This is a genomic window from Mesorhizobium qingshengii, from assembly GCF_900103325.1.
GTDB classification, from domain to species: Bacteria; Pseudomonadota; Alphaproteobacteria; order Rhizobiales; family Rhizobiaceae; genus Mesorhizobium; species Mesorhizobium qingshengii.
In genome coordinates this window covers 1-22,218 of record NZ_FMXM01000017.1, presented here as the reverse complement: position 1 = coordinate 22,218, position 22,218 = coordinate 1, and the positions used below count along the sequence as shown (strand labels likewise).

The 22,218-nt window shown below is 61.6% G+C and carries 17 protein-coding genes and 1 pseudogene; 13 read left to right on the top strand and 5 right to left on the bottom strand.

Features of this window, described 5'->3' with window-relative positions:
- The first annotated feature begins 8 nt into the window (after positions 1-8).
- The 13 genes from BLS48_RS23720 (at position 9) to BLS48_RS35750 (ending at position 13,557) form a co-directional block, all read left to right on the top strand.
- On the top strand, positions 9-917 hold the full coding sequence (locus BLS48_RS23720) for a lytic transglycosylase domain-containing protein (RefSeq protein ID WP_091582928.1): 909 nt from the start codon (positions 9-11) through the stop codon (positions 915-917).
- Between the two features lie 11 nt (positions 918-928).
- Entirely contained in the window at positions 929-1,267 is a 339-nt protein-coding gene (locus tag BLS48_RS23715; protein WP_244529817.1) for a TrbC/VirB2 family type IV secretion system protein, read from the top strand.
- 3 nt (positions 1,268-1,270) lie between these two features.
- Positions 1,271-1,570: a VirB3 family type IV secretion system protein gene (locus BLS48_RS23710; protein ID WP_091582925.1), complete on the top strand. Its 300-nt coding sequence runs from the start codon at positions 1,271-1,273 to the stop codon at positions 1,568-1,570.
- Between the two features lie 2 nt (positions 1,571-1,572).
- Positions 1,573-3,987 (top strand): VirB4 family type IV secretion/conjugal transfer ATPase, encoded by a 2,415-nt coding sequence (locus BLS48_RS23705; RefSeq protein WP_091582922.1) that lies wholly within the window; start codon positions 1,573-1,575, stop codon positions 3,985-3,987.
- Complete coding sequence (locus BLS48_RS23700; protein WP_091582919.1) at positions 3,984-5,051, top strand: lytic transglycosylase domain-containing protein; 1,068 nt, start codon at positions 3,984-3,986, stop codon at positions 5,049-5,051. Before BLS48_RS23705 ends, BLS48_RS23700 begins: the two co-directional genes overlap by 4 nt.
- Before the next feature lie 31 nt (positions 5,052-5,082).
- Complete coding sequence (locus tag BLS48_RS23695) at positions 5,083-5,781, top strand: type IV secretion system protein (protein WP_091582916.1); 699 nt, start codon at positions 5,083-5,085, stop codon at positions 5,779-5,781.
- A 224-nt stretch (positions 5,782-6,005) separates the two neighbouring features.
- Complete coding sequence (locus BLS48_RS23685; RefSeq protein WP_091582910.1) at positions 6,006-7,007, top strand: TrbL/VirB6 family protein; 1,002 nt, start codon at positions 6,006-6,008, stop codon at positions 7,005-7,007.
- Positions 7,008-7,053: 46 nt separating this feature from the next.
- Complete coding sequence (locus BLS48_RS23680) at positions 7,054-7,749, top strand: VirB8 family type IV secretion system protein (protein WP_091582907.1); 696 nt, start codon at positions 7,054-7,056, stop codon at positions 7,747-7,749.
- Entirely contained in the window at positions 7,746-8,558 is an 813-nt protein-coding gene (locus tag BLS48_RS23675; protein ID WP_091582904.1) for a TrbG/VirB9 family P-type conjugative transfer protein, read from the top strand. Before BLS48_RS23680 ends, BLS48_RS23675 begins: the two co-directional genes overlap by 4 nt.
- Positions 8,558-9,784: a type IV secretion system protein VirB10 gene (virB10, locus tag BLS48_RS23670; RefSeq protein ID WP_091583187.1), complete on the top strand. Its 1,227-nt coding sequence runs from the start codon at positions 8,558-8,560 to the stop codon at positions 9,782-9,784. The genes BLS48_RS23675 and virB10 overlap by 1 nt, the downstream gene beginning before the upstream one ends.
- The gene (gene virB11, locus BLS48_RS23665) at positions 9,765-10,790 is read left to right on the top strand and encodes a P-type DNA transfer ATPase VirB11 (protein ID WP_091582902.1); all 1,026 of its coding nucleotides are present in this window, start codon (positions 9,765-9,767) and stop codon (positions 10,788-10,790) included. Before virB10 ends, virB11 begins: the two co-directional genes overlap by 20 nt.
- The gene (locus BLS48_RS23660) at positions 10,787-12,730 is read left to right on the top strand and encodes a type IV secretory system conjugative DNA transfer family protein (RefSeq protein ID WP_425284736.1); all 1,944 of its coding nucleotides are present in this window, start codon (positions 10,787-10,789) and stop codon (positions 12,728-12,730) included. The genes virB11 and BLS48_RS23660 overlap by 4 nt, the downstream gene beginning before the upstream one ends.
- Positions 12,731-12,945: 215 nt before the next feature.
- Positions 12,946-13,557, top strand: coding sequence for a hypothetical protein (locus BLS48_RS35750; RefSeq protein ID WP_167365226.1), 612 nt, complete (start codon positions 12,946-12,948; stop codon positions 13,555-13,557).
- A gap of 177 nt (positions 13,558-13,734) precedes the next feature.
- Here BLS48_RS35750 and BLS48_RS23645 read toward each other — a convergent pair whose 3' ends face one another.
- The 5 genes and pseudogenes from BLS48_RS23645 to BLS48_RS23625 form a co-directional block, all read right to left on the bottom strand.
- Positions 13,735-14,166 carry a hypothetical protein gene (locus tag BLS48_RS23645; protein WP_244529814.1) on the bottom strand — a complete coding sequence of 144 codons (432 nt, stop codon included), beginning with the start codon at positions 14,164-14,166 and terminating at the stop codon, positions 13,735-13,737.
- 1,417 nt (positions 14,167-15,583) lie between these two features.
- Positions 15,584-17,320, bottom strand: coding sequence for a tetratricopeptide repeat protein (locus BLS48_RS23640; RefSeq protein ID WP_091582892.1), 1,737 nt, complete (start codon positions 17,318-17,320; stop codon positions 15,584-15,586).
- Between the two features lie 29 nt (positions 17,321-17,349).
- Positions 17,350-18,690: an HlyD family type I secretion periplasmic adaptor subunit gene (locus BLS48_RS23635; protein ID WP_244529813.1), complete on the bottom strand. Its 1,341-nt coding sequence runs from the start codon at positions 18,688-18,690 to the stop codon at positions 17,350-17,352.
- Positions 18,691-18,795: 105 nt separating this feature from the next.
- The gene (locus BLS48_RS23630) at positions 18,796-21,090 is read right to left on the bottom strand and encodes a peptidase domain-containing ABC transporter (protein WP_244529812.1); all 2,295 of its coding nucleotides are present in this window, start codon (positions 21,088-21,090) and stop codon (positions 18,796-18,798) included.
- 222 nt (positions 21,091-21,312) lie between these two features.
- Positions 21,313-22,218 (bottom strand): annotated as a pseudogene (locus BLS48_RS23625) (collagen-like protein); the annotation flags it as partial.

Here is a 22,218-nt window from a genome sequence, read left to right as displayed (position 1 = left end):
GGCTTCGGATGACTGACACCTTGTTCAGAATAGCGAACCGGCGCCTGTTTCTCGGCCTGACGACCGCCGTCCTGGTTACGGCGTGGGCCAACTCATCCGCCACGGCCGGAGACGTCCGGCCAGAAACGGAATTCTCGCAAAAAGTGCTCTTCACTGGCTCCTCTCAAGTGGCCGATGACGCGGTTGACGCCATCTTCGATGCTCGCTGGGGAATTGAGGCCAAGGACTATGTGCTCGGGCAGGATGGTCAGCTTCGCCGAACGAGCGCCGACGCCCGAACTTCCGTCAAGCCGAGGCCTTCAGAAACTAAGGCCTCGGCGCCGCGCGGAGAATATAGTCATTTTGACATATCTCCTGTTCCGAACCAGAACCTCGGCGCGGGATCGTGTGACGCCTCGCCTCTCAGCGCTGCGGACACCGCCCGGCTCGTTGCGGCAGCGGCCCGGAAATACGATGTCGATCCGGATTTCGCACTGGCGGTCGCGACCGTCGAGAGCAGTCTCGACAGGGTTCGCAATTCCCCCAAGGGCGCACGTGGTCCCATGCAGTTGATGCCGGCAACAGCCGGCCGGCTCGGTGTGAAGGACGTATGTGATCCCGCCGACAACATCGACGGTGGCGTCAGATTTCTGGGCGACCTGTTTGCGACCTATCGCAATCCGCTGATCGTTGCCGCCGCCTACAACGCCGGCGAGGCGCGGGTGCGAGAGTATGGCGGCATTCCGCCTTTCCCGGAAACCGTGAACTTCGTGGCCGAGGTGCTCAAGCGGCAGTCTGCTCTGCGAAGCGCCGATCCAGAGGCTACCGCCATCGACGCTGCCGTCAATTCGGCCTCGGCCGACGACACGACTTCAAGCACCGGAACGATCCCCTCAACCAGACACCGCCAATGGGTCGGTGGCGTCATGCAATTCTAGCGGAGCCAGACATGAACCGAACCTTCCTGACCTCAATGCCGACGGCAACGACACGAACCATCGTCCCGGTCTTGATCCTGGCGCTATCGTTGAGCGCGATTGCCGGTCCGGCGCTTGCCCAGACGTCAGGCGCGTTTGCTCCGCTCGAGACCGCGGTGCAGATGATCGTCGATTTCATAACCGGTCCCTTCGGACGGCTGCTCGCCATCATTGCTGTTATCGGCCTCGGCTTCCTGGCTTTTGCCGGCCGCCTGTCCTGGTTCACGGCAGGTGCCGTGGTGATCGGCATCGGGCTGGTGTTCGGCGCGCCGGCCATCGTCGACCAGATGATCTCGGCCGTAGGAAAGTGAACGATGGACGCGCTTTCCAACGACAAGCCGCAACTGACGCCACTGGTCATCGGCCTCACACGGCCGCCGATGATGTGGGGCATCCCGCTCAACGCGTTCTACATCATCGTCGGCATCACGCTGATCGCGTTCCTGGTGACCGCAAGCTTCTGGGCGATTGCGATCGCCCCGGTGACCTATCTCACCCTGTTTGCGCTGTGCAGCAGCGATGTTCGCATTCTCGACCTTGCCCAGGTCGCCGGCCGCCGTACGCCGCGCACACCCAACAAAGCCTTTTGGCAAACCAACTCCTACGGGTCCTGACCATGTTGAACGTCGTCATGGAAGAACTGGGCTTTGGACGCGAGCGCCGCCGCGAAAGACCAATGGCAACGCACGTGCCCTACATGCGCCACCTGGCAAACAGCGTGATCGGTCTGGAGAGCGGGGCCCTGGTCTCCGTGATCAAGCTCGATGGCCTGTTTTTCCAGACCGAGGACCAGGCCGAGCTCAACATGCGCGCCAGCGTGCAGAACACGATGATCCGCGCGCTTGGTTCGAGCCGCTATTCGCTCTGGTCGACCATCATTCGCAAAGAGGTCAGCCCTTCGATTGGCGGCTCGTTCTCGGATCCGTTCTGCGACATGCTCAACACGCGCTACATGGCCGGCCTCAAGCAACGGCGCATGTTCACCAACGGCCTCTACCTGACGGTGGTGCGTGCCCGGATGCGAGGCGCATTGGGGGCCGCTGAATCCGTCGCCAGGCTGTTCGACTGGTCGTCGGATCGGGAGACGCAGGCGCAGCGGCGCCGTGAGCGCATCGGCGAGCTTGAGGAAGTGACAGGCAACGTCACGCGCGAGCTGCAAAGATATGGGGCTCGTGTCCTTGGCATCGTCTACCGCGACGGCGAGCCCTATTCCGAGCCCTGCGCGTTCTTCAACACGCTTTTGACCTGCGGGACATCGCGGGCCATGCGCCTGCCGCGCATGGCCATTCGCAATTTTGTCGGCACATCACGCCTGCATTTTTCCAAGCGGACGCTGCAGGCGCAGGCACCCACCCTGGCCGACAGCCGCTTCGGGGCGATCCTGTCGATAAAGGAATATCCGCCATTCTCGGGGCCGGGAATGCTGGATGGACTGCTCCATCTCAACCACGAATTCATCCTGACCCAGTCGTTCACGATCGCCGACAAGCCGATCGCACAGGAGCGCATTGCAAGGCTGCAGCGGCAGATCCAGGCCTCCGACGAAGCCGGCAGCACGGTCGAGACCGACATCGATTTTGCCTTCAACAGCCTCGTCAACCAGGAGGCTGTTTTCGGATACCATCATCTGAGCCTGCTGTGCCTGGCGCGCGACCTGAGCGGCGTCGACAAGTCGGTATCGGAGCTCGGCGCCTGCCTCACCGACATGAACATCAACTGGCTGCGCGAAGACCTCAACATGGAGGCTTCGTTCTGGTCGCAGCTGCCGGGCAACCACAGCTACATCGCCCGCTCGTCGATGCTGTCGAGCGCCAACTTCGCCGGTTTTTCCTCGATGCACAATTTCGCGACGGGAAGGGCGACCGGCACTCATTGGGGTCTGCCGATCTGCATTCTCGAGACGACGTCGCAGACGCCCTACTGGTTCAACTTCCACCAGCGCGACATCGGGCATTTTCTCGTCACCGGCCCCACGGGATCGGGCAAGACGGTCGTGCTGACATTCCTGCTTGCCCAGGCGCTTCGGATTTCGCCAGAGCCGCGGGCGGTCTTTTTCGACAAGGACCGCGGCGCCGAGATCTTCATCCGCGCGGTGGGCGGCGCCTATGAGGTCCTGCGGCCCGGCATCAGCACCGGCTTCAATCCTCTTCAGATGGAGAACACTCCCGCAAACCGCGAATTTCTGCAGCGCCTTCTCAAGGTGATGCTCCAGTCCACCGATGGACGAGGCTTCTCCCAGGAGGAAGAGGACATTTTGGAACAGGCAATCGGCCGGATCTGCCAGGAGCCGATCGAGCAGCGCACTTTGGCCAACCTGTCCGGCCTGCTGATGGGGCGATCGCGTTCCGATGCCAATGACCTCCAGTCGCGTCTTCGGCCATGGTTCGAAGGCGAGAAGGGCTGGCTGTTCAACGCGCCGAGCGATGTGTTGTCGTTCTCGAAGAGCCGCGTCTTCGGCTTCGACATGACGCATGTGCTGGACAATGCCGAGGTGCGGACGCCGGCGTTGATGTATCTCTACCATCGCCTCGATGAGCTGCTTACCGGCGATCCCGTCCTGATCTTCATGGATGAGGGCTGGAAGCTGCTTCAGGACCCGACCTTCTCCAACTACATCGTCGACAAGATGAAGACGATCCGCAAGCTGAACGGCGTCGTCGGCTTCGGCACCCAGTCGGCCGCCGACATCGCCAGGGCGCCGCAATCGAACACGCTGATCGAGCAGTCGTCGACCAATCTGCATTTCCCCAACCCGCGCGCCGACGAGGAGAGCTATGTCAGGCGCTTTGGCCTGACCGCCAAGGAGTTCGCGTTCATCAGGAACACGCCGCCGGAGCGGCGGACCTTCCTGATCAAGCATGGCAACGACTCCGTCATTGCCCGCCTCGATCTTTCGACAATGCCCGACGTGCTGAAAGTCCTGTCCGGACGCAAGGAGACTGTCGAGGCCTGCGCGGCGTTGCGTGCCCGCCTTGGCGATGATCCGGCCAAATGGCTTCCGGAATTCTGTGGCGGAGGGATCTCGACATGATCCGGCCTTTCCCGCTGCTGCTGGTGCTGCTTGCCTCGCCCGCCGCCGCCGACATCCCGACCATCGATGGTACCGTGTTGCAGAAACGTAAGGAGGGCAACGGCAAGGTCACGGCGATCGAAGGCGTCGATCGGGAGCGCCTGAACAACAATCAGAGCGTCACGTGCGCGCTCTACCGGCCGGCGCGCACGGACGATCCTGTCGCCGCGGCCAATGCCAATCCGTCCATAGCCGGACTGGTTCGACGCATCGCGCGCGAGGAGGGCGTCGACGAGAACCAGTTCCTGGCCCTCGTCTATCAGGAGAGCCGCTTCAACCCTTGCGCCAAATCCGGCGCTGGCGCGATCGGACTGGCGCAGCTCATGCCTGCAACCGCCGCTGAGCTTGGCGTCAATCCCTACAGTACCGAGCAAAATCTTCGCGGCGGGGCGCGTTATTACAAGCAGCAGCTGGAGCGCTTCCACGGCAACGTCGCGCTGGCACTTGCCGCCTACAATTCTGGCGCCGGCAATGTCGAAACTTACGGTGGCATTCCGCCGTTTCGCGAAACACGAGGCTATGTCGCCAACATCACGCAAAGATGGCTGCCGGCGTTTGGCGGCTCCGACAAGTCCGGGATACCGCTGAACTATGGCGGCACCGGCGAAGCCTATACGGGCATGCGCACCGCGACGCTGAACGCCATGGGGCTGACCAGCGCCATCGACGATGGATCAGGCGGCGTCGCTTCCTGGTTTCAGCAATTCGGCACACAGGCAACCGGCACGATCCAGGACAGCTGGGATCAGAATTCCGGCGCCCGCAATGCCAACATCGAGATGTTGAACCGCGTGATCCAGCTTGGCGCGAGCGTTGCCGACCTGGTCAATTCCAGCAACGCGCTGACGCTCAGCGAAATGTCCGGCGCAAGCCGCTCGGGACGTTACACCAAAGGCGATCAAGACAATGACCCGCCTACAGCCGGCTTTTGTGACGACAGCACAGGCCTGGTGTGGAGCACGCAGACGCAAGGCTGCGTGCAAAGTCTCGACGTAAAGCCTGGCCTGCTTCTCACCCCGCAATGAAGTCTCATCCAGCAGTGAAAAGGAGAACACCATGAAACATGCTTTGGTCCTGCTCGCCACCGTCGCACTCACCGTCAGTTCCGCAAGGGCAGACATCCCGGTGATCGACAAGACCAACTACGCGGTCGCCAAGGACACTGCCGACAAGGCAGCAAAAATCCTGGACACCAACAAGGACATTCTCACCACGGTCGAGAAGACCCTGCAGGCAGTCACCGGGGACCGCGGCAGCGATGTCGGCGCGCTCAAGGACCTGGCGATCGGCAATGGCTTCAGTGTCTCTTCGGTGCCGTCCCTCGACAGCCTGCTTCAAGGCGGGATGCCGGATTTCGGATCGATGGATCCGGAAATTGCCAAGGCCGCGACCGCCTTCATCAACGGCCTGCAACTGGTGAAATCGCTTTCGGGCAAGGACAACAGTTCGCTGGCCAGCGACAAATCCTATGAGGAACTGGTCAAGACCGTCCTGGGTGTGTCGGCCTTGATTGCCGGCTCGCGGCAGGCCGTGGAGACGCGGCGCGCAGCACTCGAAAATGCCGGTCAGGGGATCGGGCAGGCCAAGGACATCAAAGGCTCCATTGACCAGAACACGCAGCTCCAGGTCCAGACGGGACTGACGCTCAACGAGATGATTGGCGTCATGAACAGTGCCGTCCAGTCGCTGCAGGCGGAGAACCAGCGCAGGCTGACCGATATTTCGAACACGAAAAAGGCGCTCACCTACAGATGAGACCGTCGCGGCGCGCATTGATAGCAATCTGCGGCGTCTTGGTGCTGACGGGGTGCGGTACGGCGAAAGAGAAATCCGCACCCTGCAAACGACCGGTCAACCTCACCGGCTTCGCGTCCGACCCTCGCGTGGAGTGCGGCCCGATGCAGGCGGTGAATTCGGACAGACGGGCAGCGCAGGCGGCGATCGACGCGCTTGCACATCATGTGGAATAGGGCAGGGCGGTGGAAAATTTCATAGGCGAGCTGCTGCAGCGCATCGATGCGTCCGGCAAGAATTTCTCCGAACGCGCGTTCGAAATCCTCAGCCGGGATATCGAGCCGCTGCTTCGCCTGCTCTTCATCCTGGTCGTCCTCTTTTATGGTGCGCAGCTCGCTCTTGGCATGTCGCGGCTCAGCGCCGCCGAGATCATCGGCAGGGTCGCCAGGGTCTTCGTCATCCTCGTTCTGGTGAGCACCTGGTCGAATTTCGACACACTCGTCTACCTGTGGCTCACCAAGGTCCCGGAGGCCGCGGGGCGCGCCGTTCTGTCCGCATCGGCCACTGGCGTGACCGAACCGACCAACGGCCTTTCCCAGATATGGGAGACGGCCAATCTGGCTGCGTCGACGTTTTCCGAACAGGCCGGCTACTTCTCCGTCCTGCCTGCCTTGATCGGCATGATCATCATGGCCTTCGCCGGGCTCTTCGTTGCCGTGGCCCTGGGCATCCTGGTCCTCGCCAAGGTGATCTTGTGGGTCCTGCTTGGCACCGCGCCCGTCTTCATTGCCTGCATGTTCTTCGATGCCACGCGCGCCTATGCGATGGGATGGCTGAACCAGTCGCTGCTTTACGCGCTCATTCCCCTGTTCGTTTACGTGATCGCCGCCTTCCTGATCGCGGCCATGGCGCCCGAGCTCACCAAGATCAACCAGATCTCCGGCAGTCGCGAGCTGAAGCTCAGCGATCTTGGGGCCTTCATCATGTTGTGCCTCGCCGGCAGCTTCGTGCTCATCCAGATCCAGTCCCTGGCCCAGGGCATTGTCGGCGGGCTGTCAATTCCGGTCGGTCATCGCTCGCGCGCACTGACCATGCAGGGCGTTCTGTTCGGTCGCAGGGCCTTGGGCGGCTCGGCCCGGCAGATGCAGGCAGCCGTCCATCGCGTGCAAGCAAGACTGCACACCCCGCAGACCTTGTCGCGCGATGCCATGCAGCGCGCCATCACCGCCAATGGACATCCACGATAGGGGCGCGAAACCTTCAGATGGCATCGAAACAAACGGGATGAGACGCATGGCCGGAAGCACGGACGAAGGGCTTCGATCCTATTTCCAGGATGGCGACATCTGGGAAAATGAGATCCTCAAACGCGCCAGGCGCTCAAGCCGTATTGCCTGGTTCTTCACCCTGGTCTTTGCCGCGGTTGGCCTGCTTTGTCTGCTGGCGGTGGTGCTGATGCTGCCGCTGAAAAGCTTCGAGCCGTATGTCGTCGAAGTCGACAAAAACACCGGATATATCGAGGTGAAGTCGGGCCTGACCAAGGCGTCCACTCTCACCGGTCAGGAGGCCGTTACCCAGGCCAACGTCGTGCGCTATATTCGCAACCGCGAGGGTTATGATCCCTTTTCGATCGATGAATATTTCGGCATCGCGGCGCTGTTGTCGACGGGCGACGCCGCGCGCGACCTCCAGACTTTGTTCAGCGCGGCAAATCCGCAAAATCCGGCGAAGGTCCATGGCCGGCTGAAGCGTGTCCTGGTCGACATCAAATCCGTGTCGTTCCCCAATGACAGCACCGCCATCGTTCGCTTCTCCACCACCGAAAGGAGCGACACCGAAGCCGTCGACAGGCATTGGATCTCGGTTGTGAGATTTCGCTATACCCAGACGCCGCTCAAGAACGAATGGCGCTTTGAAAACCCGCTCGGCTTCCAGGTCTACAGCTACCGCCGCGACCAGGAAACGGTAACGCCCGGTTCAGCAGGATGAGGCGGGGTCTGATTGTCGTGACGATCCTGATCCTGGGCAAGCTGGTCACGCCGGCGAGCAGCGCACAGGCCCCGAAGGCTGGCGCCCTGGATTCGCGCGTGACCAGCATCACCTATCAGGAAAACAACGTCGTGCGGGTCTCCGCCACCTACGGCATATCGACAATGATCGTCTTCGACGAGGACGAGACATTCGAAACCATCTCGCTGGGCGACAGCGACAGTTGGCAGGTGGTGCCGGCCGACAAGGGCAACATCCTGTTCGTCAAGCCGATCGCCAGAAATGTGACGACGAACATGAACGTCGTCACCAACAGGCGCATCTACTTTCTCGAACTGGATGACAGTGCTCCAGACAGGGGCAAGGAGGTCTTCGGCATCCGGTTCTTCTATCCAGACAAAAGTCTCAACGCTGCCTTGCGGCAAGAGGCTGAGCAGCGCGTCGCCTGGCCGAACATCGCGGGGATCGACAAGGCCAACGTCAACATCGACTATTCGTATTCTGGCGATGCCCGGCTGAAGCCTTCCCTGGTCTTCGACGACGGCAGCAAGACCTTTTTCGGGTTCGCCGGGCGTGTTCCAGCGATCTTCGCGGTCAATTCGGATTTCTCCGAGACCTTGAGGAATTTTCGCAAGGAGGGCGAGTACATCGTCGTCGATGGCGTCGCCACCCAGTTCACGCTACGCGACGGTGACCAGTGGATCTGCATCTTCAATCTGCGAAAGCCTGACTTCGGCACTGCCGATCCGGATGTGCTTGGTCCCGCCAGGGACAAATGGGCAACGGTCCGCAGGAGGAGCGGGAATTGATCCAGCGCAGTCCAGAACTGGAGGCCTTGGCGAGCAGCGGCGATTCCGCGATCGCCGACACATCCATGCGCCGCAAGCATCTGATCGGCGGTGGCACCCTGATCTTGTCGGGGCTTGTCGCCGGATACTTCGTCCTGGCCGACCGTCAGGCACCCCCGCGCGACATCCTGGCCGGCGACGAGGAATTCTCGACCACGAGTTTTCGCCCACCCTCTTTTGTTCGCGACGGTGAACCGCAACCGAAACCGGCCGAACCCGCCATCATCGCGTTGCCTCCACCGCCGCCACCGCCGGCGCCGGCGCCACCCAGGGACAGCCCCGACACGACGCCGTTCAATGTTCCGCCACCGCCTGCGGCTTCACCCGAACCCCCTGATGCAACAGCGGTCCCCGCCGATGAGTTTCCGAAGCGCTTTCGCTCCAGCATGGTGGTGTTCGACAACAAGGGATCCGCTGGCGAACAGAACGCCCCACAGGCTGGAGGAGGGCCGGGAGCGGTGGTTGCTGGTAAGGACCGCAACAGCAAATTCCTTGCAGCCGCGGCAGGCATCGGCGATCGCTCCGCCATCGCCAGGAAGATTCAGCGCATAGACGCGCTCGTTCCCGAAGGCACGCTCATTCCCGGAATTTTGGAGACCGCGATCGTCAGCGATCTGCCGGGTCAAGTCCGTGCGATCGTATCCGAGGACGTCTATTCCTTCGACGGCAGGCGCGTTCTGATCCCCGCCGGCACACGCCTGATCGGCGAATACCAATCGGAGATCACGCAAGGACAAAAGCGGATCTTCGTCATCTGGACACGGCTGCTTCGCGACGATGGCGTCAGCGTGCGCCTGAACTCGATCGGTGCGGACAGTCTCGGCCGCTCCGGTCTCACCGGCCGGGTCGACAACAAGTTCCGCGAACGGTTTGGGGCAGCGATCCTGCTGTCGATCGTTGGCGGCGGCGCCAGCTATCTCACCGGGTATGGCAGCCAGGCGGCGACGGGCGGCAGTGACGAAGGACAGCGCGCGCAAGACATCGCCCGCTCCACGATTGCCCAGACATTTTCGGACATGGCCAATCAGGTGCTTGGCGACAGCGTCAAGATACCGCCAACGATCAGCGTCCCCCAGGGCGAACGCATCTTTGTCTTCGTCCGTCAGGATCTCGATTTCTCCGCGATCTATCAAGATCCACTGGCGGAGGCCATGAAGGAAATCCGCCATGAACGTGGCCTCGACTGAGCTTGCTGCAAGCCACCAGCATTACTTCCTGTACCGGGCGCTTGAGCCGCTGCAGGCGTTCCTGGCCGATCCCGAAGTTATCGAAATTTCGATCAACAAACCTGGTCATGTCTATGTCGAGCGGCTCGGTGCCGATCATATGGAGTTCCACGCGATGCCGAAGCTGACCGAAGCCGAAATCGCCAATATGGGCGAGCGCGTGGCAGCCACCACCAATCAGTTCATCAGTCCCGCCCACCCCGTCCTCTCCGCGGCCCTTCCTTCGGGCGAACGCATTCAGTTCGTGCTGCCGCCAGCCGCGCCGTGCGGCGGCGCCGTTTCGATCCGCAAGCAGGTGGTCGGCGACTTTACCCTCGATGACTATCGCGACACCGGTGCCTTCGACCGGGTTTCTGTCGCGATCGGCGGCATGGGTGATGTTGTGCGATCGCTGATCGACGTTCTGCGTTGCGACGACGTTTATGGCTTTGTTCGTGCTGCAATCGCCAACCGCGTGTCGATCCTGATCAGCGGCGGCACCTCGAGCGGCAAGACCACATTCTTGAACGCCTGCCTGAAGTCGGTGGACATGCAGGAGCGCATTATAACGCTGGAAGACACGCGGGAACTGTTTCCGCCGCAGCCCAATGCTGTCCACCTGCTTGCTTCGAAAGGTGATCAAGGCACGGCCAGTGTCACGATCCAGACTCTCCTGGAGGCCTCGCTTCGCATGCGGCCGGACCGGCTGATTGTCGGAGAGGTCAGGGGAGCGGAAGCCTTTTCATTTCTGCGCGCCATAAACACGGGCCATCCCGGATCCATGTCGACCGTCCATGCCGACACGCCACATGGCGCCTATGAGCAGCTCGCCATGATGGTGATGCAATCGGGCCTCTCGGCCGCATATCCCAAGGCAGATCTGATCTCATACATCCGCAGCGTCATCCCGATCGTCATTCAGCTTCGGCGGCACGGCGGAAAGCGCTGCGTCTCGGAAATCTATTTCTCGCCGATGGACAACCCGTGACCGGCGCTTATCGCATTGCCTACGTTGCGTTCTGCATCGTAATGGCGGTTGTTGTCTGGCTGTTCGCCTATGGCTTGGCGTTGCAGCTTCTCCATGGCGACGGCCGCATCCTTCAAGCCACGATCACGAAACATCCCTTTGCGCCGTTTCAGCAACTGATCCGGTATCACGACAGCCCTGTATTGCAGCGTGTCAGCCTGGGCGCCGTCATCCTCGCATTGGTTTGTGCGGGCGCGCTCGCCTATGCCGGTCTTAGATCCGTTTCCAACCCTCTTGGCGATGCAAGCTTTCAAAATCTGCTCTCGCTACGCCGTGGCCACTGGTTTCGGCGAAAGGGCCACATCCTCGGGCGCTTCGGTCGACAGATCCTGCGCGTTCAAGATGAACGTCACCATCTTGTGATAGGGCCGACACGCTCGGGCAAGGGGGCTTCCTACGTCATCCCGAATGCGCTCACCCATCAAGGTTCGATGATTGTCACCGATCTCAAGGGAGAGATCTTTCGTTCGACGGCGGGCTACCGGAAAGCACAGGGAAACCAGGTGTTCCTGTTTGCCCCGGGATCGGAACGAAGCCACCGTTACAACCCGCTTGATTTCATCAGATCGGATCGGGGTGATCGCACGACAGACATCCAGAATATCGCCAGCATTCTCGTGCCGGAAAACACGGAGTCGGAGAATTCGATCTGGCAGGCGACGGCCCAAATCGCGATAGCAGGCGCGATCAGCTACATCAACGAAAGCGATTTCTATCGTGACCGGCGCAACCTTGGCGAAGTGACATCCTTCTTCAACAGCGGTGTCGATCTTCAGGCCCTGATGGCCCTGATCAAGGAACGAGAACCTTACCTGTCGCGCTTCACACGCGAGAGCTTCAATGCCTACATCGCGCTGTCCGAACGGGCTGCCGCCTCCGCACTGCTGGACATCCAGAAGGCTCTGCGGCCGTTTCGCAACGAGCGTGTGATCGCGGCCACCTCGGTAACCGACATGGATCTTCGGGCCTTGAAGCACCGGCCGATATCGATCTACCTGGCGCCGAACATCACCGATCTCACGCTTCTGAAGCCGCTGCTCTCGCTCTTTATCCAGCAGACACTCGATGTGCTGTTGCTCGCACACGATCCACACGTCGTGCCGGTCTACTTTCTGTTGGACGAGTTCCGGCAGCTGCGAAAGCTCAGTGAGATTACGAGCAAGCTGCCCTACGTCGCCGGCTACAAAATAAAAATGGCGTTCGTCATTCAAGACCTCAAGAACCTTGATGAGATTTATGGTGAAACCACTCGTCATTCGCTGATGGGCAATTGCGGCTATCAACTTGTTCTTGGCGCTAACGATCAGGCGACCGCCGAGAGTGTTTCGAAGGGGCTGGGCAAGAGGACGGTGCGCTACAAGACCGAGTCGCGCACCATCGAGTTGATGGGGCTTCATCGGCGGACCAAGGTCGAGCAGCTCCGCGAACGTGACCTGATGATGCCTCAGGAGATCAGACAGCTGCCGGCTGACAAGATGATTATCCTGGCCGAGGGACAAAGGCCTGTCCTTGGCGAAAAGCTACGTTTCTTTGCAACGGCCCCCTATGTGGCGATGGAGAAATACTCACAACTCAACGTGCCCGATGTACCGCGGACAGAGTTCCTGCCGCCTATGGCCGTGCCTGCGACCGGAGGCCTGTATTCCAGGATCGGTGAGCATGAGAGTCGGGCAACTGCCGCGGCCGCGCTGACCCCATCACACACGGATTCCGGCCGCCTGCCGGGGGACCCGGCTGCTTCCCGGCCAGATTCCAGAACTGAGATAGAAACCCGTTTTGCCGCCGCGGCACGGAAACTCAAGGTGCTGACGACCAGGAGTGCCGGGAATTCGCCTGCCGGGACCGCCAGGAATTGGTCAGCTATCTTTGATGAAACCGTTCCCGATGAAGAGGACGAGTAGGACCGGATACGGCTCGAGACGTCTTTACAACTCCTGCCAGTCCCTGCGAGGGCAGAGGTTACACGTTCGCGTCCTGTCCTGTGTGCCAACAATTGCAGAGTGTTCGGGGTTCGAGTTGGAAGACCGCTACATCGCGAGATCCACTATTGAGGGGGCGTTCTTCTGCTATCGTCGGCATGCTGCGTGACAGCGAGTCAAGATCGGAGCGTTGCGGCATGACCAAGCGCAAGCCCAATCCGACGCAACTCGACCCGTTCGCCTGGGCAGCAGCTCGACCGAGCGCGAAGCAGTGGCGCGAACGTCATATGCAGCAGCCGAACAAACGCCCGCACATCGTGCCGATGCGGACGTCGTGCATCAGCGTGGCCCTACTGATGCCGCCTGAGCCGGTCCATGGGTGCGTTTGCTTCGGCCAACCTAGCCAGCGCTTGCTCGACTTTTTCAGCCGAGGCGTCAGTGCGCTTATTGTGCCGGATCATTTGCTGCCTCAGCAGCACGAGCATTGCGGCGCGATAAACGTCATTTCGCAGTTCAAGGTGGAGGGTCGCGATCATCAATCCCAAAGGAGGGGTCAATTCATGTCGGTGGAATCGATCTTCGTCAGGCGCTCCCTGGCTTCGATCACACGTCGCTGCGCGAACCTTATCCTGCTGCAGAGCGCGAGATTGATTCCGACGCCACAGCCTTCATCCAGCATTTCGGTGGCGCGTTCCAAGGCGAGCTCGGCTCGGCTAACTCGCTGCCTGGCCTTGGCCAGTTCCAAGGTCAAAATATCGGCTGCTATCCCGCGACCGGGGGGTTCCAAAGTGTACATCATGAATTGCTAACTCATAGCGGAGCGGTTCGTTCCCCTGGGGCGGAGGCGATCCAATGCTGATGGTTACGGCAACGACGACATTAAACGCCAGCTTCTGTTTGGAACCGGCTATGGCAATTCCCCTATCGCGACACGCCTCCAGAAGGGAATGCCGTCGCCGAACCAAAGGGTAGGCCAGGAAGGGCGGCTACGGATCTGTCGCCGTCGGAGCAACCAATGCTGTGTGCGGCGCTAAAAGCTCCACAAGCAATGTCGCGGCCGCACCGCTGTAGCTGGCACAGACCTGCTCGGCCATCGGCAGTGAACTCCACGCGGTTAGTTCGGCAACCAGAAAGTCGCTGTCTGCGTCCACCGGTGCGGAAATAAGCTGTCCGTTCTTATCCATCATGATTGCGACGGTGCCGTCTACACCAAACCCAATAACCGCCATTCTCTGAATTCGAATGTCGCTCTCTACGCGAACGTCGAACAAGACAGATCCGCCAGTTTTCTCCGCAACGTCACTCACTCGATCCGAAAACGGGGGATAAATACCGTCTGTGCTGGCGAGCGACTGCTCCAGTAAGACCAGCTCAACATACTCCGCCTTCATGCCGCGACTATGGGCGCGCAGGCGCAATCGGCAATCCTACTAGGATCATTTCACACAGGAATCCAAACGACCGCCATCCAACGCGCTTCGGCGCGATCGCGCAGCGATGTCCAATGTCAGTACCCGGGAGGGTGCGTGATCCTGGTATTGGAGCCGCGATTGGCGGGCTGTCGGCAGAGGCAGCTGCTCCATGCGACAGTGACGCCCTTCCTGGCTCCGACCTGAGCGCACGATCAGGCCTCAACTGTAGCCCGATCGGGGCGATCCGGTGGACACCCCTGGGCTTTAGCTTTGAGAGCCTAGAAAGACATTGTCGGTGGCGTCTTCACGTCGCCAAGGTGGCGTACAATGCAACGCAGTTCGACTATTGCAACTTTGGAAGCAGGTGGAAGATCGTCGATCGCCGGCGACCGAAATGGCCATTAAATTTCGCAATTGATACAGTAGGATCAACAGTGTCCGTTGAATTTTGGTGAAACTGTTGCAAGGGGCCGTTGCACCCGGGCATCCGCGTCGGTCATTCCCGCAGGGCAGAGCTACCATTCCCCAATGGTTGGATAGCGCGTAGAGGCACGGCTACAGCCAAAGCGTCCTCTATCACTTTGGCCGGTGCTTCCATCCCGTCCATAGCCTTGTGTAGCGCCATGGTGGCGGCTGCTAGGTGATCTTCAGGCTTGCCGTTCTCGTTGGCAATGTCGGCTGGCACTAACTAGCGGCTTCATGACGCGAGTATGCGCCTTGCTGACGGACACAGGGCCGGTGAACTAGCCAGCGCGCCTCACCAAGTCTTGGCGGTGCTGTTCCGCCGTGGGCGCGGGTTGAGCAACCGGCGAAGATGCGGAGCCTTCGATCAGCGCAGCGTCGTAGCCGGCTGCGGTGATGATCTCGGCATGGCCGCCAAGGTCTGGAAGACGAGCGAGGAATATGTGGCCGGCTTGCCGCGGCGGACGATTCCGTCAGTTAACGCGCCACCCGGCGGTCGGAGATCGGCGTGTCCGGGATTGTTGCGAGGCATTCACGCGTCACGTCCTCGACGAGGTTGAGCACGCGGAATGCTCTTAGGGCTACTACGGATCACAAATTGAGCATGCTCGCATATCGACGCGATTGAGTTGGGCTGCTTTTGCGAATGCAGCTTCTCGATCAAACGGGCCGTGCCAGCGACCGTTCCTGTCCCCCGCTTTGGCCTGCGTGCCTTGGCCCCCGTTGCAGAAGCCGCAATCGGCTCGATGGATCCGTCCTCGATCGCGGGTCCGGCTCTCGTAGATCCAGTAGTTCATTCCGCCCTCAAAGCTGCCAAGCGCCAGGCTGCGGCAACGCCGCACATTGCCATAGCAGTTGCCCTACTCGACGAACTGCTCGGTGCCGATTTCGCCTGCCGCAGTTTGACCCAACGGGCCTCCAGCCCTCTTCGCGCCGCTTCATTCTAACAGCCACGGCAGCACTAGTTGGACCCGCCCGCAGTCCCCAGTTCGTCGGCGGCTTCACCGATCCCGTGCGCAGCCGCGCGTTCGAGCCAAAGGCGAGCGGCAACCGGGTCGCGCTCCCCGGCGAGGCCTTTCAAGAGATAACGTCCGAGCATAAATTGGGCTTGGCTATGCCCACGTCCGGCAGCGGCAGCGTACCATTTCTGCGCTGCTGTCTGGTCGACCGGCAGGCCGTGGCCGGCTCCGTACAGCGCGCCAATCGCAAACATCGCCCCGGCGTGACCGTCGGCGGCGGCCTGCTCAAACAGCTGCATTGCAGCCTCGGGCTCGGGCATGCCTCCGCGCCCATTGAGTAGCATCTCCGCGAGCGCCACGCGTGCGTCGAGCACGCCGGCGTCGGCCGCCCGCGCAAACCACACGCGGGCCTGAGTTGGGTCGGCCGCCACGCCGCGTCCATCCTGGAGGAGGCGGGCATACATATATTGCGCCTCGGCGACGCCTTCGGCGGCGCGCCGCAGCCAGTGTGCCGCTTGCCCCTCGTCCTGGCGAACGCCGACGCCCTTGGCGAAGCAGAGCCCAAGGTTGAATGCCGCGATGAGGTCGCCCGATGATGCGGCCGCCTCGAACCATCCGGCAACGCTTGCACCGTCGTCCGGCTCGCCGGCTCCTCCGAGGATAAGATTGGCGAGGTCTGTCTGTGCCTGCTGATTGCCGCCATTTGCGGAAGAGCGCAGCCAGCGTGCTCCTTCCTCGACATCCTCAGCCACACCATTACCCGTCAAATAGAGCGAGGCCAAAGCGCGGGCGGCGGCTTGGTGGCCCGCTTCGGCCGCCCGCCGATACCAGTTCGCGGCTTCTGCAAAATCCGGCCGCTGCGTCTTCACATAGCGATCGCCCAGCATATAGGCTGCCTCGATATTGCCGGCCAAGGCAGCACGCCGCGTCCACGCCTCCCCGGCAGCGACATCTTGGCCGACGAGTGCACCATCAATCAATGCCAATCCCAACCGAAACTGGGCGGAGGGCAGGCCCTTCTCTGCAGCAGCCTGATACAGTTGAGCGGCTGCAGCCATGTCGCATGCTACGCCGAGCCCGTGCTCGGTAAGGACCGCAAGAAGATAGGTCGCGGTCGGCAGGCCGGCGTCGGCTGCACGCCTTACCTCTTCCGCAATCCGGACTCTGTTTTCGCGTTTGCCGCGGCGGGCCAGCGACAGGGCAAAGCCAAGGCACCCTTCGGCGCAGCCGGCAGAAGCCGACTTCTCGTACCACCGGTGGGCCGCATTGGCATCGCGCATCGATGTGGGGCCGCTAGTAAGGATATAACCGAGGATCGCCTGTCCCGTGGCCGAGCCTGCCTCGGCCGCCTTGGTGGCAAAGTCGAGAGCGGCCGTGAAGTCTGGTTTTCCCGGGGAATCAGTTTTGAACAAGTGCTCCGAATCGGCTCCCTTGCCGTCGGCTTCCGCCGTCACCAGCCCGGTGACGTAGAGAGCGGCGAGGAGCGCCTGCGCATCCGCGCTCCCGTGATTGGCTGCTCGCAGCAGCCATCGCGCGCCTTCCATACGGCTCGGTGGCACACCGGCGCCTTCCAGATAGCAACGCGCGACCCGGTATTCAGCGTCGACGATCCCCGCGCGCGCCGCTTTCGCCATAAGCGGAAAGGCTTCAGCGGCCTTGCCGCTGTCAGCAAGCTGGATCGCCCGACGTAACACCGCAGCCGGGAAGGCCAGACCAGTCAGCCGATCCAGGATTGTCATCGATTCGAGCCTCTAATTCCTCCAGTACTCTAAGGCTCCCGCATCGCCTCCTGGCCGATTGGGAGCATCACACCGAGAATGTACTTGAGCACTGTGCGCCGGCCGACCTTTACGTCGGCCGTCACCGGCATGCCGGGGCTGACGGTGAAACCCGCAGGCACGCCGTGGAGGGCGACCTGGTCGATGGAAATTCGCGTGCGATAGAACGGCTCGGCGTCAGATGGCAGCATTGCCAGAGAGCTGTTCGGATCGCGTGCTTGCTCCTGCGCAGAGAAGGAATCAGGGCTGAGCGCCCGCACGGTGCCATGAGCGAGGCCGTATTGCGAATAGGGGAAGGTGTCGAACTTGATGACCACTTGGTCGCCGACATGCACAAAGCCGCTGCTGCGGCCGACGATGTTTGTCTCGATCTCAAGCGGCGCGTTGGCCGGCACCAGCGTAATCAATCGCTCGCCGGACTGCAGGACCGAACCGACCGAAACCTTGGCCACGGATTGAACGATGGCGTCTACTTCGCTCTTCAACTCAACCAACTGCTTGCGCAGCTTTGCCTTGTTGAGAAGTTCGCGGGCGTCGGAGATCCGCGAGCTCGCCTCCGAAAGGCTCTGCGAAACATCCGCTCGCCAACCCTGAATGTAGCCGTTGCGCTCTGCGGCTACCGCCGCCTGCTGGAGCTTCGCGGCTTCTGCAGTCTGCTCGGCATTGCCGAGCGCCCTGGACATTTCCGCGCGATTGTCCTCGGCGAGCAGTGTGTTGAGGCGGCTGCCCACCTGTCTTGCTTCGAGCTGCTTGCGCATCTCTTCGATCGAGCCCGCGACCGCGAGCCGCTGGCGGTAGCCATCGGCATCCGATAGCGAACGCGAGATTACCGAACTGAGTTCGTCGCGCTGGCGGTCGAAATTCTCAACCTTGGCGTCGTAGACCGCCTTGCGGCGCTCAAAGATAGATGCCTGCAGAGTCCAGCTTGGGTCGAGACCGTCATAGTTGAAGGTTTGGCCATCCGCTTCAGCCTTCAACCGCGCCACTTCGGCTTCAAGCGTCGAAACCTGCATCGAAAGCGCCGCGAGGTCGGCTGAAGCGAAGGTCGCATCGAGGCGAGCAAGCACTTGACCGGCCTGCACGTGCTGTCCTTCACGAACATCGATCGAGCGCACGATCGCGGTCTCTAGCGGTTGCACGACGATGTTGGGCGATTTTGACACCACGAGCCCTCTGGTCGTCACAACCTGATCGACCGGTATCAATCCTGCCAAGGCGATCAGCGCGATGACCAGACTTGAAATGATCCAGACGATGCCGCGCGCCGCCTGCGGAATAGGCGCATTGGCGACAGCCGTCGACGGCCACTGGAACTCGAGTATGGCTGGCATCGTCGGGTCCCTCGTTTCCATCCGATGCCGCCGAGCGGAGAGCGTGGTGAGCGAGGTACTACTCATAGGTTACCGGACCTGAAGCGCAAATGAACCGCAGCATCGTCAAACCAACCGCGGCGGGATAGCGACCGGGCGGCCGCGACGGCCGTCGAGGTGCCGGTTCTGCTGCGACCACAGCTGGCGATAGAGCGCGCATCGTTCGAGCAGTGTCGCGTGCGGTGCGACGTCGAGGACCTTGCCCTGATCCATTACCAGAATATTGTCGCATTCGGTCAGCGAGGAGAGCCGGTGCGAAACGATGATCATGGTGCGCCCGCTGGCGATGCGGATGAGGTTGGCGCTGACCACGGCCTCGCTCTCCGGGTCGAGTGCACTAGTCGCTTCGTCGAGGATGAGGATGGTCGGATCGTGGATGAGGGCGCGCGCGATCGCCAGCCGCTGTTTTTGACCGCCTGACAAATTGGGCGAACCTTCCTCGATGTAGGTGTCATAGCCATTCGGCATACGCTCGATGAATTCCTGGGCGCCAGCGAGGTGCGCGGCACGCATGGCGTCGGAAAGCGTCAGGCCTGCGCGCCCGGCGATAATGTTATCGCGGATCGATCCGCGGAACAGAAAGTTGTCCTGGAGAACCACGCCGAGTCCCTGGCGAAGATGGCGCAGATTGATTTCCTTGAGGTCGACGCCGTCAAGCTTGAGGAAGCCGCTGTAGTCGCGGTTGATCCCCTGCAGGAGGCGCGCGATTGTCGATTTTCCCGAGCCGCTGCGCCCAACAATGCCAAACATGGTCCCGGCTGGGATGTGGAAGCTGACCCGGTCGAGCGCCGGTGTCTTGGTACCGATATAGCTGAAGGTCAGGTCGCTGAACGCGACCTCGCCGACAAGCCTGGGTCTCAGTCCGGTGGAATTCGAACTGCTCTCCAGCGGCCGGTTGAGGACCGACGCTGCCTCCCCGATCGCTGCACCGACCTCCTCGTAGTCCTCAACCAGTCGCGCCAGGCCGACCAGCGGCTGCGCCACGCGCTGGGAGATCATCATGAAGGCGAACAGGCTGCCGACCATGTAGCCCGAACGGTCGTTCAACGCGAGATAGGCGCCGATCAGCATGGTGCCGAGCACCATCACACGTTCGATCGGCGTGACCAGGGTCTGCGGCCAGTTGGCGAGCTGCCCGAAGGCGAGACGCGCCTTTCCCGCTTCCGCCACTCGCTCATCCCAGAGCGCCTTACGCTGCGGCTCAAGGCCGAGCGCTTTCACCGTCTTGATTCCGACGACAGTCTCGCCGAGCGCCGCCGACTTCCACGTCTCGGCTTCGACCACCCGCTGGTATCTCCGGCGCAGCGGTCTGAGATAGGCTAGGATGATCAGCATGATCACGACCGCGCAGGCCAGCACGACCCAGGCGAGCGTGGCGTTGATGTAGAACATGACCGGTACCAGCACGCAGAGCGTGATCAGATCCAGGAACGTGCTGAGGAGTTTTCCGGTTAGGAATTCGCGGATACGATAGACTTGGGCCAGGTGATACATCGTTTCGCCGGCCGGATGACGCTCGAAATAGTCGAGCGGCAGGCGCAGGAGCCGACTGAAGACGTGCAGTTGCAGCTTGGTGTCCAGACGGGCGCCGACGACGTTGATGATCAGTCGCCGCGCATGGCCAAGCAGTGTCTCGTAGGCGAAGACCACGGCAATCACCGCGGACAAGAGCACCAACGTCGAGACGCTGTTGAACTGAAGCACCTTGTTGACCACCGTCATGACGATGAGCGGCGGCAGGATGGTAAGGACGCTGAGTGTGAACGAAGCGATGGTGATGTCGCGCAGGGCACGGCTCTCGAGTCGCACCAGTTCGGCGAGCCAGCGAAGGGTGAAGGGTGCGTCCGCCGCGACATAGGATCGTGCGGCGCGCAACAGCAGTGCCTCGCCTGTCCACACCTGAGACAGCCGCAGTTCGTCGATGGCGGTAGCTTCACCATCGTCGGGTGCATCCACACTTTTAAGGAAGACGATGTTTCGCTCGGCGCTCGCCCCGATAAGAAGAGCCGCGCCGCCATCGTTGAACAACAGGACGACCGGTCCGACTTCCTGGAAACGCAAGAGGTGGTACCAGCGGATGCGCACGGCGCGTGACCACATGCCGGCGTCCTGCGCCCACTGCGACAGATCGGCGGCGGCCGGAACCGCGCTCGCGGCCCTGAATTCGTTGGGGTCGAGCTCGACACCGTGATAGCGGGCGGCTCGCAGCATCGCCTTTAGGCGTGGCCCGATCTTGTCGAATTCGGCCGGACCGCCAGGGATCCGCGCCATAGTACTCTCGACGCCCTCTGCGTCGCTTTGCGCGGAACCGGCGTGGATGGGGACCGGCTGGATTTCGGCGTTCACGGGGATATTCGCCATAGACTTATCTTCCGATGCGCGAGCGAACTCGACAGTACCCGGGCCGAAGTGCCTCTACCGAGGTTTCCGATCATGCCCCCTTGTACTCCGAATTAATTCGCCGTGCGACTCTCATGCCAATCCCTGTCCGGGATGTTGAACGGCGCGGACCCCGCTTCCCAGCGAAGCCCGCGCGCCCGTTTTTCAAACTTGGACCAGTCTCCATACGTGGTCCATTCATGCTCACTCGTGCGGCTTCAAGAGATCCTTCAGGGACGTCTGGACGGCGTGGTCGTTGCTGGCGTAGCCGGCACCAGGCTTGGTCTGGTCCGAGATGAGATCCGTGCTCGCCCCGGACGGCTTGTTCTCGTTGTTGCCAAATCCGCTAACCGTCTTGAGGACGTTCAGCAGGTCTGTCGTCACCGACGTCGCAGCGAGGCCGATCAACTGGCTGAACGATACATTGCCGCCCGAACCACTACCACCGCCAGTCGAGCCGGTCTGCAGGAACTGCTTGGTGTCCTCGAGCCCGAGCGAGGTGGACGTGATGCTGGCACCGCCGGGGGTACCGTTTCCGTTGCCTTGGCCACCGGCAGAGTTGCCCTGTCCCTGATGTCCGCTGTTGTCGGCATTGTTATGGTCCCCGGAATTGCCCGGCGCGGGCTGTTCTCCGTTGCCGTGGCCGTTGTTGCCGTGACCCCCGGTGCCACCGCCGGAGCCGGTCGGACCTGTCGACCCTGTCGGACCAGGCGAGCCTGTTGCTCCGGTCGAGCCAGTCGCACCAGTTGCACCTGTAGAGCCGGTTGCACCCGTTGCTCCGGTCGCCCCGGTATCGCCAGTTGCTCCGGTCGAGCCTGTTGCTCCAGTCGAACCTGTCGCTCCCGTATCGCCGGTCGCACCTGTGGCTCCAGTTGCACCAGTCGCTCCGGTCGAGCCAGTTGCTCCGGTCGAGCCGGTTGCACCAGTCGAACCTGTCGCTCCCGTGTCGCCAGTCGCACCAGTTGCACCTGTAGAGCCTGTTGCACCGGTCGAACCAGTCGCACCAGTCGCTCCGGTATCACCTGTTGCTCCAGTCGAGCCAGTCGCACCAGTCGAGCCGGTGGCGCCGGTCGAACCAGTCGCTCCGGTGGAGCCGGTTGCGCCAGTCGA